The sequence below is a fragment of the Winogradskyella sp. J14-2 genome (assembly GCF_001971725.1).
In the GTDB taxonomy this organism is placed as follows: Bacteria; Bacteroidota; Bacteroidia; order Flavobacteriales; family Flavobacteriaceae; genus Winogradskyella.
Window position 1 is genome coordinate 3,175,102 of sequence record NZ_CP019388.1, and the last position, 14,571, is coordinate 3,189,672.

Genomic DNA, 14,571 nt, shown 5'->3' on the forward strand with positions numbered 1-14,571 from the left:
CCTGAATTATTCAGGGCTTTTTTTGAGGTTAAGATTTAAGATTTGGGGCAAAAATTACTTTACTAAAACCTTCTTAGTCGATACTGAACCGCTTACAGTATATAACTTTATTACATAAGTTCCAGTACTTAAATTCTTAACTTCATATTCAGAGTAACCGCTCTCTGAAATGCTTTCAAATTTGTGGACAGATTGTCCGAGTATATTAAATAGTTCTATAGATTTTACATCTATCAGGTTAGGATTTATTAATACAATTTTCTCTTTGTTGTTAGCGTATAATACGTCTAAAGAATTGTTTTCTTCGTCATCTATACCCAATAATTGAGCTTCGGTTGCAAATGTAATTTCAAATCGATTTAAATATTCACCTTCGTTTAAGAATATTTCGTAATCACTCACTCTTAAATCGTGGAATAAATTTAGTGTCTTATCGTGTAGATAGATATTAACGTCGTTTGGTACATTTTCTAGAGCATTTATTGTAAATGTACTAATACCATCAGCACTTGTCTTTATACCCAAAGGATATACTGTAGTAAGATTGGCATTATCGTTAGCTTGTATAATGAATTTTTCGTTACCAATTATCCAGAACATATCATCTGTTTGATCTTCGTTTAAATGCGCATCGTAAGCCCAATCTACATCCTCAGTTGCATTCTCGTCAATAGTTAATAGAAGTTCTCTTTGAAGATGTATTGTATTGCTTGCTCTATAGCCAATTCTAAACTTCATTCTGTCATCTATATCTTGTTCATTATTTTGGTTGTTAGATGAATTCGTTGTTCTCATAAATACAGATGAAGCACTACCTTCTTTAACAAATGCACGTTGATCGTTCTCAAAGTTTATCGTTCCTGTACTGATACCAGACACAAAGAAACCTTGACTCACAGGTACATACCTTCCTGGTGTTTTTGTACCTACACCAACCTGAGCTACATCTGGATCTGGTGCTGGTGCTGGTACACCACCAGATAGATTATATACAGCATAACCACCTTGGTATTCTTGTAAGATGTGAGATCCGCCGCCCCAATGTTCCCAAAACTGAAGTGCTCCGGTTGTATTAGGATTATCTAGGATAAACTCATCTGCATCTAATGCAGAAGCGTAAGGGTTACCGACTAAGTAGTCATTACCCATATTTATTGTTAAGCTAATATCTCCATTATTTGGTTTTCCTAAGAAGACATAATTTTGATCATCTAAAATGCCGCCAGTATTTGGCCCTTTCATGGTAAATCCTTCACCTGCATATATTGTACCTGTGCGTCTTACATGTTGCCATGCAGAGTAATCATCGCTTGTAAGGTTAGCAAATTTCCAAATCCAGTAATCAGCAATTCTTATAGGGTTTGTTGCTGCGCCATTATACCCTGATCCTGAGAAGTTTATAGGGTTTGTGCCATCAAACATTACATCCTGTACGGTGTAACTATAATTATTGGTTGCAGTATCTATTTCACCGACAGGTGCAGACCAATAATTATAAGTGTAAGTATCTGCAGTACCTTGTTGATCTTTTTCTAACTCTCCATTTACTGCAACGAGCAAGTCGCTATTATGCACCTGTATTAATTGAGACTCACCTTCTAAGTCAATTTTGCCAGTTAGGCTTAAGTAGTGTGACACTGTAAGGCCATTGCCCGCATTTGTGGCATTGTCACCATTTAGAGTAAGCTCATTAGCATCTACATATAGTCCAAGGATAGTTCTGTTTTCGTTATTACTAGGTGGTAATGTACTGTTATCCATTGTAATATTATGAGATGTTCTTACAATATTCCAGTCAATGGTTATGTTGCTATTTACTATAGATGCACTACCAGGTACGTATTGCACATTTCCGTTGGTCCACGTGGTGCTGGTATCCCAATTACCATTTTGAGTTGTTTGGTATGGTAAAGGAGCAGTTTGCCTGTCAACGGTATCTAAGTTTCTTAAGGCACCTTGATTACCATTGCCAGAGGCATCATCTGTGTTTGTGTAAGTATATATAGACATAGGATAATATCCTGCTAAATCACTCCAAGGGATGGCATTTATATCATTCTTGGTTATAGAAGTTGGTAATATTCTACCCATTACTTGACCAGCATTATCTTCAATTTCTTGATTCATTACAAATCTTAACTGATCTTCTGTTAATGCGGTGTTCCAAACACGAACTTCATCTATATTGCCCATAAAGTTTTGAACTATAGTACCTTTTCCAGCTGCTGCAATTAAAAATGAATTATTGGTGGCTACTGGTGCTGTTCTTGTGTCAAAGGTATCTAAAACACCATCAATGTACATGTAGACCGTTGTACCATCATAAATTACAGCTACATGGTGCCATTGGTCATCTGGTATAGACGTGTTGGTCGTTCTAGTTTGTGTAGACCCGTTAATCCAACGTATCTGGACTCTGTTGTCGTCTAAAATTCTTAAGTCGTAACCTTCTGTAAACGACGTCGGTCTTTTAGATAAAATAGACTTTGTACCAGTATCAGCTGCGTCACGTTTTATCCAGGCAGAAATTGTAAAACCTGTTGGGTCTAAATCTAAATTATCGTCTATATCTATATAATCAACAGAACCATCAAAATATACCGAGCGTACAACCTCAACTTGTGGTGCATAACCAAATGTTATATATTTTGTACCGTCAAAATCATATTCCGTTTCTAAATTACCACTGCCATCAGAAGTCATTATTCTATAATCTGCAGTAGGATCAAAGACATTTGTATTAGAAATGAACATATAGAAATTACCAGGTGGTGAAATATTTCTTATAGCATCTTCTGGTATTCTTATTTTAACTGTTGGTATATCGCCACCGTTTTCTACAACTTTCCATATGCGTTGCATACCTGTAAAAGTTACATTTGTGGTCAGTGCAGGCGTAATTCCAGCACTCATATTTACTGAGATGACAGATGCAGCTAAGTTTAAGTCAGCCCCATTGTTTCCCCACATAAGGTATTCTTTATCGTTTAATGCTGTTGCATTTAATGTTTTGTTATCGTAATTGGTATTATAAATATCAGTAAGTCCCATAGTTAAGATACCTCTTGTTCTTCCATCAACATCGGTTTCGTAATTAATACTGCGAGATTGTTTTTGGTCTAATGTAGAGGCGTCGTCTCTTCCGATCCCAGCTATATCATAGTTGTAGCCAGCATTAGCAGACTGATCCCATATTACTGTGCCATCACTATCCACGTAATCTGTAGAGACACCATTAACACCTTGCGTAATACCATATTTAACTGCTAGGTAGCTTTCTATTCTTGGTCGCTCTGCTACATCATCAACTCTAGAGTTGTAACTAATAACCTCAGCAACTCTACCATTAAAACTACCAGCAAAGGCCTGACTTCTCCCAAGCCAAAAGCGTCTATTTGTTGAATTATTAAATTGAGGCACACCAACTTCAGTTATACCAATGTTGTTTCCATTCATATATAGCTCTTGCGATGTACCAGCACTTGTATTTCTTGCACTTAGTATTAAAACATTATTTGAGTCGTACACTGTTGTTCCGGTTTCAGCGATACCATAACCTCTTAAATTTGGGTCTGTTGGGCTAGGTGTTGGGTTGGTACCATTTGCATAGGCGACCATTTCGTTTGTAAAACGTGCTGAGTAGTCACCAAATCCATAACCTGTAACATCTTCATCCCAAATATCAGTAATGGTATTTTGACCGCAGAATAAATCCATTGGTGGGAATAGTGCGCTGCTTACGGTAACATCTGGCACTACCACGATATAAAGCTCTTGGGTATTAAAACCGCCTGTAGCGTGTAGAGCGTCTCTATCATTTTCTAAGTATGTAAAACTTTTAGGTGCTGTTGTGGGATCATTATTAAAGTGAACAACTGGATTAAAATTAATATTATCCGTTATGTTATTTTTATAGATAGGCTTCCCTATGCTTGTGTTGGCAGGATCTGCAACTTTTGCATTATGACCTTGACCATTATCTATCCATGCATTAACATCTGTGTTATCTGTTTGTACGGTAGAACCATCTATTTCATCTGCCTTTAACCAAAGCGTTAGTCCAGAATTAATGCCACCAGGAGCTAGTGTTGGTGTACAGTAAGATGTACCAGAAATGGCGATTTTATCTATGTAAATTGTATCTGTTGTGTCTGTTCCCTGATTTGTAAATCTAAATTCTGCAGTAGGCGCTATAGGAAATGAAAAGTCTGTGTTCTTTAGGGTAGCTGTTCTGGCAAAAAAGTTATTATTAATAAAGTCACCATCTGTTCCAATAGTATTACCGTTAGAGTTAAATAATGTTACGGTTTGCCACGTATCTAAAGCACTTTCCCTATATTCTAAAATAAAACTTTTGTTAAGTTCTACTCCCTCAGCATAAAAGAAAAACTCTACATCTACTTTATCGTAACCATTAAGATTGATTCCAGATAAGCTCATTTGGCCTGTATTTCTTAGCCTTATAGAGTAGTTGTTTTGGTATGCTCTAGAACCATCATTAATTCGATCTGCATCAGTTCCTAGCGTCCACCCATCGTTTCCAGCTTCGAAGTTTGCTGAATAGACAGGTGTTACACCACAAGGAGGAGGAATAAAACCTGTTCCCTGGATAGCAAACGTATAAGGGTTTTCATCAGAATCGTCGTTAGCTATAGATACTGTAGCTGTCCTTAATCCTAAAGCGCTAGGATCAAAGGTTATCGAAAATATTGTATCACTACCAGCTGAAATACTGTTTGAAGGTACAAGACTTACCCAGAAGTCCGCAGCATGAGCACCACTAATAGCCACATAAGGTGATGCGCCAGTAAGAATTAATGGGTCAACGCTACCTAAATTTTGAATGGTGAAAGTGTTTGTATTTGTGCCTCCAGATAATGTAATAAATCCAAAGTCAGTATCATCTGTAATACTAGGTGTTGTATCTCCATCTACAATGGTAATACTGTTTCCAGTAATGTTTATTTCTGGGGCAGGTGAGCCTGCAACTATATTAACTGTATAATCTTCTACCTCGCCGTACCCAAAAACCTCACATTGAGAAGGGATAGCATTCCATTTCATAGATACTCTCATTCTTGTACTTCCGAGAGTTGCACCACTAGGAATTGTGAAATTACTTGTAATTGGAGATGCTGTCGTTGGTGAATGTGAAAAAACTAATTCACCCGCGTCGTCAAAATCTAAATCTTGATTGTAGTCAATCCAAATAGCATAGCCTTCTGGGAAAGTTGTTCCTGTCCATGTTGGTGTTATTGTAAATGTATAATTAGCTGATAAATCCAGATCTGTAGAAATACCAGTAAAATCAGAGTAACCTGTACTGGTTGTTCCAGCACCCGAAGTATTATCTATTGTATTAATTTGAAATCTACCTATATATTCGTCGGCAGTACTGTTTCCGTTTGAAGAACAATAACCTGGTGCCGTTACTTCAAAGTTGTCAAACATGTTCCACTCATTATTGTCATTAGCCGTTCCTGTAAATCTAAATTGTGAATTAGAGGAGAAGGTATAACTACCAGTTGTAAGTGTAACCGTAAAACTATTTGATGCACCAGAACCATTATTATTAAAATCTCCGGGTTTAGTGAATGATCTAACTAATACCCATGAAGTTCCATCATAGTATTCTAAGTCAAAACCCTCGCCACTATCTACATTGGCAGACTTGTGGCAAAAAGAAACATCTACAGTAGAATAGGGCGTTAAATCTATTGTGGGTGATGTCATATAGTTATTGCTGGTGTCATTATCTTTTGAGTAGATTGCGTTTGATCCAAAGCAATTCCAGCCAGAGCCAATAGTTCCTGCATCAGTTCCACCATCGGTCCATCCTTGTAATCCCGTTTCAAAGTCATAAAAGGCAACTGTAGTCTGCCCGAAAGAAAATGAAACTATAAAAAACAGAAATAACGAGGAAATATACCTATTTAAGGTTTGCGTAATAGTTTTCATAAGCGGTTAAGTTTAGTTTGGGACTAAAATTATGCTTCAAACATATAATATTATTCCATAAAAAGCAAAAAAATTCGACGAAATGCACATTTACTAAAGAATTTATAGAGAATAATACCCGAAAACCAAAAGGTTAATTCTCTAAATAAAAAAGCCGAAGAGCATGCTCTTCGGCTTTAGCTATAAATGAATTTAGATTATTTTACAATTACTTTTTTTGTGATACTTAAAACCTGATCCGAAACTCTTACTAAGTATACGCCAGTGCTAAAGTCTGATGTATTTATTTTATTAATTGTGCTTCCAGCTTTAAATTCGCTATTGTGAACGTGCCTGCCTTGAATATCGTATACAACTACTTCTGTATCGTATTCTAATAGTCCTTTTACTACAATCTGTTCATTGTTATGTTCACTATATACTTGTAATATGTCTAAGTTAGAGTCGTTATTTGATAATGTTTGTACATCAAACCTTAAATAAAATCTTCCGGTATCAGAGATGCTAGATGATGGTGTAAAAGTATAATCTGACGTATTAAGTAGCGTAAAAGTGTTTAAAACAACATCCTCTAGGTATACATCTGTACTTATGCTTGTGTTATTAAAGCTTATGGTTACTTGTTGTCCTTCTGGGACGTTGACACCAAGAGGTATTACAGTTGTATCGTTGAGGTCATTGAAGTTTATGGCTTGTATAGCCATGTCTCTACCAGCATTATCACTTACCAAGTGCGAATAAATTGCAAAATCTGAAGGTGCTCCGTCAAAATGACTTGCATCATAACCAACATCAATTCCCAGCGATGCGTTGTCTGTAATATAAAGATCTGTACTAAAACTTTCAGCATCTGAGCTTAAAACAATTGTTCCAAACTCTGTTGGATTATTACTTCTTCCAGAAATAAAGTCATCAGAAGAACCCGATCTTCTCATTGATGGCAAGAAATTAACCGTACCACCACCATCTTTAGATGATACAAAGAAACCTTGTCCTGGTGCTATCAATGTATTTGGGTTTGCAAGCGCGTATGCTAAATTAAAAATCGTCCAATAACTGCCGTTGGAATTATCTGCATCATAACCATATACTGCAGCACTTTGAGTATCGAATTCTGATAAGTTATCGGTTAAAAAATCATCTAAACTTATATACGATGGATAAGGGTTACCGATTAAATTCCAAATTTCAAAAGCAGAACCCGTTTTTTCAATAGGTATGCTGAGGTTTCCTGTAGTTACAGATCCTGTGAAAGTAAATGTTCCGTTATCAGTTGATGCTGTTCTGTATCCTTTACCAGCTTGTAATGTACTTACTTCGGTTGAAGCATAGGTTAGATAATCGCTCGTAGATTTATCAAAAGGCCCAAATAAATAGAGTGTTTCGCCAGTATTGGACAAAATATTGGCGTTATTAGCTCTGAAGTTAACAAAACTTTCGCCACTAAAAGGTGGAGAGATTAAGTCATTTCTATTAGCACTAGAGTTTACATGTCTATTGTACTTGAGGTTAGCTGTAGCGTTTCCGGTTAAAATTAAACTAGAAAACTCGTTGGAGTCAGAGTTCATTATAAAATCACCATTATTAACAATACTTCCGTTGACAGTTATGGTGTTTTCTTTGCTAATATTTAGTGTTGCACCTGTTGCAACATTGATATTATTAACTGAAATATCTGCATTGGTATTATAAGTGCCATTTAAAACCATAACATCTTCTGAACTAGTTACACCAGAAGGTGCATTTGGTGTCCATGTATTATTTTGAAATAATAAACCATTGAATAAATATATCTTGTAGTCTTCTACTTCGCCATACTGAAAGGTTTCGCAAGATGTAGGTACGTCATTAAATTTTAAAGCTACTCTCATTATTGTTGCACCATTTGATATGTTGGCTGGTATTGCTACGTTTCCTGATACAGAATTACCTCCTGTTACAGGGTTTCTTGTATATACTTGTTCGCCAGGGTCTGTAAAATCTCCATCTCTGTTATAATCTATCCAAGCAGCATAACCTACTGCATTATTTGTACCAACGTTGTACTCTGGTGTTATTGTTAGTGTATACGTTGTACTTTTTGATACCATTGTAGACACCGACGTAAAATCTGAGTATAATTGCGCATTGGAGGTGTTATTTATTGTGTTAAACATAACACCACCTATGCCTAAAAATAAGTTGGTATCTGTAGCTTGAGAATCGCAATAGTTAGTTGGTAATTCTGTGATGCTTATTTGGTCTATTGCAATATCACTACTCCAGCCGTTGCCTGTTGTAGCGGAAAACCTAAACTTTACCACAGCGTCACCGTAGCTGCTTAAATCGAAACTTTCAAGTTTCCATATTTCTTCACTCCCTCCTGTTTGAGAAAATAGATTATTCCAGCTTATGCCATCATCTAAAGAAATATCGAGTTCTAAGGTACCAAGATCACTACCGAACATATGATAATTAAATGTAAATATACCATTGGTAATATTAGCTAGGTTAAAGCAAGGACTAATAAGAATAACATTGGCATTAGACCCTAGGCCAGCAGTAGATGCTTCAGTATAAAGGTAGTTCCCTCCACCAGTTATGTCATCTTGTGGTCCTGTATTGTTGGACTGTGTTCCGTTGGAGTTTAAACTCCAATTTCCATCGTCACCAGAGGCTTGTGTCCACTCTCCCAAATCGGTATCAAACGTTTCTGTATATGGGAATGAGTTTACCAAAGTACCTGTACATGTTATTTCTTCTAATGTTGTAAATTGAATTGAGCTACTGTATACAGATGTTGATGAGGTACATCTGCTTCTTACTTGAACTTCATATTCTGTTAATTCGGTTAATCCGTTTATTGTATACGATTCTTGAGGGATGTCTGTTATTTCGTTCCAGATAGATGTTCCTGTTTCTCGGTATCTTAAATCATAAGTTGCTGACGGTATATCGTCCCATACAATGCTGGCACTTGTATCTAATACAGTATCTGTGCTAAGGTTATTAGGTACAGTTGTAGCACAGGGTATGGTAATACTTATAATTTTAAAATCATCTATAAAGAAACCATCATTAGTTGTGGTGTAGCTTTCATTTACATTTAGGGCGTCTGTTCTAAATCTAAATCTAATTTTAACATTATTAGAGTTTAATAATGAAGCATAATTATTGTCTATTGTTATTTCCTCCATCACCCAGTTATCCATTCTATCACCATCGTAAATTTGACCGTTACTATTAGCCTGAAAATTGGCATAGGTACTGCTTTTATTATCGTGGCTTGTTGTGGCACTTGTGGCATTTGGTTTAGTATAATTCCCTTTTAGAGAAATCCAATTAGATCCACCATCTGGTGAGCCTAAAACTTCTACATAATCATAGTTTCTTTCAATATCCCATTTAGTATAGAATTGAATTTTAACTTCTGTAGCGTTTGAAAAATCAAAGTTACCAGTTGTTGTTAAAGTTTTGTTTGCATTATTAGAATAGGTGCCTGTATTTATTGATGTACTACCTGAGAAAGCATCTGAAGTTGTTGTTGTCCAGCCACCACTCTGTGTCCAACCAGTTAAACCGTCTGTATCAGGGCTGTTGCTAAACAAAATAGTAGGCTGGTAGTATTTTTCATAATTTACTTCGTAGATAATACCATCGTCATTAGAAAACTGCACTTTGTACTCAATTTTATCGTTAGGATTTATAGATGGGTCTAAGACTAATGAGGCTGATACGTTTCTTTGATTTTGATTGCTGTTCCCAGTTGTGTTAATAGGTATTCCTGTTTGTGTTGGAGGTGAAGTAATACTAACTATATTAGACGATATAGGTGTTACCGTTACTGTAAAGCCGCTTTGAGTTTGTCCAATACGCTCTATACCAAAATCTAAATTTGAATTTAGGCTTGTAATATTACTTTGTGTTAAGTCGTGCAGTTTGGCATATTTACCACCATAGTATGCTGTGGCTAGAGAAATTCTCATAGACCTTTTAGCTATAGGTACTATTGAAGAAATAGAAGGCCAGAAACCTTCGCCACCATGCTCTGGTGTAGTAGCAATTATGGCTTGGTTTAATCCTGTTGAATTGTTGTTGTCAGGATCTCCACCCATCATCCAATCATCTGGCAAACCATTAGACTCGTAAAAGATCGTTGCCCCATAAAGGTACCTGTTATATCTGGTCATTTCTTCATGCCATCTATAATATTCATCTTCTCTACCCGTATTATTATTAGGGTCACCACCATAAGGGTGTGGCACTGAATTGGCAAATGAATGGTTCCATACAGCAGATTTAAAACTTCTACTAGATATAAAATCTACCATAATCTGCGTTTCTGGCTCAGATTCTGGGCCTGGACCTCTATAGGTACCACTAGAACTTGTTCCAGAAGAGCCGATATTGTTTAATCCCCAATAATAATCGAAGTTTCTGTTTAAATCTACACCTCTGTTTGGGTCTATTGTCCCGTTTGACAATGGTCTTAAGTTTTTACGCTGCATCCCTCCACCATTTGGATTGGTAACTTCGTTATATCGCAGCCCATCTGGGTTAACAACTGGTACAAAATACAATTCGTTGTTATCTACTAATTCTTTAATAGCGGGATCTGTATTATAGTTTTCTATTATATACCACATAAAATAGATGTTATTCATAAGAGCACTCAATTCTCTAGAATGTATCATTGAGGTATATAATATTTGAGGTTTTGTACCCTCTGGTGTAGTACTCTCATTTCCGGTAATACGAACGTAATATATGGTCTGAGGATTCCATCTTACCGAACCAGTACCAGAGTAAGTTGAGGGCCCATTGTTATGTTGGTTAACAAAGTTATTGTTAGGATTACCCCATGTTTTTTGTCCAGAAGAAGATGCATCGGTTTTTGGTGAAACAATATCTAGTCCATTGCTTTGCGAATAACTACGCATAGCATCGAGTTGCGCCTCCATTTGGCTTACTGTAAGACAACCTCCCATGGTTAAAGTATTTACATTAGGGAAGTTTTGAGGCTCTATAAAATTAATCTCGTCTTCACCAGAATACTGTATAATATTGTCTATAACAATATTAGAAACTGATGATTTTTCTGTTATAATCTCTTTAGACTTGCCGTCTGTATGTTTATGCTGATGTTTTATGTGCGGACCGCCTTCTTTAGCTCTCTTTTTATAAAATGACGATACATCGTCTATTAAAGTTATAAATGATATACCATCTTGCGCTAATAAATTAACTTCGCCCTGGGATAACTCGAGGATTAATTCGTTATGCTCATGATGTGCGCCACAGCTTAAATCAATACCATTTGAAGCAATTGTATTTATGGTGTGTTGATCTGGGTTTAAGATTTTTATTCTTGTATAGTTTTCTTGAGCGTAAGCGCTAAATACTACAAAGAACAATAGTGAGATAAAGTAGGTAGTTTTTCTCATTAGTTGGGGTTTTAATGAATTTATTTCGGTTGCTAATATATATTTTTTATTTTAAAAAAATCCACAAAACGCAAAAAAAATCGATAAAATGCATATTTGCTTTTTTTTAAGTTCAACATTTGGATTTCAAAAGAGCTAAATCTCAAAGTAAACAAGCTTGTTTAATTACTATAATTAGGTTTATTTTTGGTTGATCGATAACATTACGCGTTTTATTTTATTAAGTAAGGTCTAACAAGTAAATTTACCTGTACATTACCAATTGTTTTAATAAAGTAGATTATTTTAATTTATGTGCAGTATTAATCAACACAAACCTCGAGTAGCTGAGATGAAAAAAATACCATTAACATTATACTTCACCTTTCTTTTCACTTTAGTCTGCTATTGTCAATTTTCACCAAATATTTATAATTACTCAATAGCAGAATACAAGGCTAGTAACCAAAATTGGGATTTGTGTAGGGCAAAAGACGGAAAAGTTTACGTAGCAAATAATATAGGTCTGCTAGAGTATGACGGTTTAGACTGGAAGTTATTTCAGCTACCAAACAAAACCACTGTTAGGTCTGTTTTAACGCACAAAAACCTCATTTTTACGGGTTCTTTTGAGGAGTTTGGCTACTGGTATGAGAATGATTATGGCAAATTAGTCTACCAATCTCTAAGCGACTTAATAAAACCCCAGATTTCTGCCAATGAGGAAATTTGGCAAATAATAAACTATGACGAGAAAATTATATTTAGGTCGTTTTCGAGTATATACATATATGATTTTAAAAACGTTTATAGAATTCAACCAAGCTCTGCTGTAATATCCTTAAATTTAGTAGACGGTGACTTATTGCTCTCTACGTTAAACACTGGTATATATCGATTACAAGATAAAAGCCTAATACCTTTTTTTTATGATGAAGCTCTTAAAGACACTAAAATAATCTCTATAGTAAAAAAAGAAGATCAGTATTTAATTTTAACATCGCTTAAAGGAAGCTTTTATTTACGTTCTAACAAATTACAGCCTACAGATTATGCTTTTAACGAGGAAATAAAGCAACATCAATTAAATAAATTTTCTAAGCTAGAAAATGGCGATATGGTTTTTGGAACCATAAAAGATGGTGTCTATATAGCTAATAGTAAGGGAGAAATTAAATTTCATATTAGTAAGGAAAATGGTCTTGCAAACAATACAATATTGGGTCAGTTTTTAGATCAAAAAGATAATTTATGGCTAGGACTAGATAACGGAATAGCAAGTATAGACCTGGACAACACGAGCTATTTTTTTAACGATATATCTGGTAAACTCGGAGCGGTATACGATATTGTAAGGCACGAAGGGCTGCTATATATCGGTACAAATACAGGCCTATTTTTCTTGGATGATAACAACAACTTAAATTTTATAGATGGTTCCCAAGGTCAGGTATGGGATTTAAAAATTATTGACAATAATCTATTTTGTGGACATAACGAGGGTACTTTTTTAGTCAATAAAAGTGAAATAAAAAAGATCTCAGATTTTACAGGCGGCTGGACTATACAAAAAGTACCAGAGCACGATAATTTATACATACAAGGAACTTATGCTGGCTTGGTAAAGTTTCAACAAAAAAATGGCAAGTGGGAAACTAAACATATGGGTAAAACCACAATTCCTTCAAGATTTTTAGTTTTTGAAAATCCATATACAGCATGGGTTGCACATGCTTATAAAGGCGTTTACAAAGTTAATTTTAACAAATCTTATGATACAATAACCAAAGTTACTAATTACGGATTTAGAGGTTTAGACTCTGAGTATAATACCAGAGTATATAACATAAGAAATGATATTGTTTTTAAAACTAATAATGGATGGCAAAAATACGAACCTTTACTAGACTCTATTGTTCCATTTAATTTATTAAACAAAAAGTTTGGTAAACATTCTTACATAATATCTGAGCAATCAATGAGTCCTATTGTGCTAAAAGATAAAAAAGGAGTAATAAGGTTTAAGTATATTAACAATGACAGTGTTGAAACAAAAATAAACAACAAACTAATAAAGAAAAGGTATATAGTAGATTACGAACATGTATCTAAAATTGACGACGCTCTTTATGCTTTAAATTTAGATAATGGTTTTATGCTCATTGACGAGACATTTAAAGATAGTACTAGTGTTTTTAAGCCTAAAATAGAAACTATTAAGATTAATGGTGATAGAATAAAACTATCCTCAATAAAGGAGGATAGTACTTTAAAAATAAAATATAATCAAAGTATAAATTTAGAAATTTCTTCATCCAATTCTAATAACCATTTTTTTGAGTATAGTATACCTAGCCTAAGTAAAGGCTGGTTTAAAGTAGATAACAGAAATCTTGAGCTAAACAACATTAATCATGGATTATATAACATCTTACTAAGAACCATAGACGATTCCGGAAATACATCAGAAATAAAAACATTGCAACTAGATGTAAGCCCTCCTTGGTATAAAGGAACCATAGGTCTATTGCTATATGTATTAGTATTATGTGCTTTAATTAGCTTATTCTATTATCTGCACCACAGAAAAATACAAAAAGAGCAGCGCTTAATGCGAGTTAAATACCAACGAGAACAGCACAAGCTTTTACGTGAAAAAACCTTGGAGAACGAAAAACACATAGTGCAGCTAAAAAATGAATCACTACAAAATGAACTGAAAATAAAAAGCAAGCAACTAGCCAATAATGCAATGGCCTTAGTTAAGAAAAATGAAGTACTTCAGGATATTAAAAAAGAACTAGCTGTTAACAAAGAAGGTTTCAAGGATTATTACTCTTACAAAAAACTAATAAAAAAACTTAACAACTCTATTGAGCGTAAAGACGAATGGGAAGTCTTTGAAGAAAACTTCAACCAAGTACATGACGAGTTTTTTACTAAGTTAAAAACACGTCATTCAGTTTTAACACCTAAAGATTTAAAAGTGTGTGCCTATATTAAAATGAATCTAGCAAATAAAGAGATTGCACCACTTATGAATATTTCTGTTCGTGGTGTAGAGACGCACAGATACCGACTTAAAAAGAAATTAGATTTAGAAAATGACATTTCTTTGACAGATTATTTATTAAATATTAAATAAGAACTACTCAAAGTTGTTAATATCATATTTTTTACTACGTCATTACTACGTCACTTTGTTAAAATA

The 14,571-nt window shown here is 34.8% G+C and carries 3 protein-coding genes; 1 reads left to right on the plus strand and 2 read right to left on the minus strand.

What is annotated here, in order from left to right; translation table 11 throughout:
* Nucleotides 1-54: 54 nt before the first annotated feature.
* The gene (locus BWZ20_RS14320) at nt 55-5,958 is read right to left on the minus strand and encodes a LamG-like jellyroll fold domain-containing protein (protein WP_076620950.1); all 5,904 of its coding nucleotides are present in this window, start codon (nt 5,956-5,958) and stop codon (nt 55-57) included.
* 197 nt (nt 5,959-6,155) lie between these two features.
* On the minus strand, nt 6,156-11,381 hold the full coding sequence (locus BWZ20_RS14325) for a M14 family zinc carboxypeptidase (protein ID WP_076620952.1): 5,226 nt from the start codon (nt 11,379-11,381) through the stop codon (nt 6,156-6,158).
* A gap of 331 nt (nt 11,382-11,712) precedes the next feature.
* Here BWZ20_RS14325 and BWZ20_RS14330 point away from each other — a divergent pair, with 331 nt between their 5' ends.
* On the plus strand, nt 11,713-14,505 hold the full coding sequence (locus tag BWZ20_RS14330) for a helix-turn-helix domain-containing protein (RefSeq protein WP_076620953.1): 2,793 nt from the start codon (nt 11,713-11,715) through the stop codon (nt 14,503-14,505).
* Nucleotides 14,506-14,571: the final 66 nt, after the last annotated feature.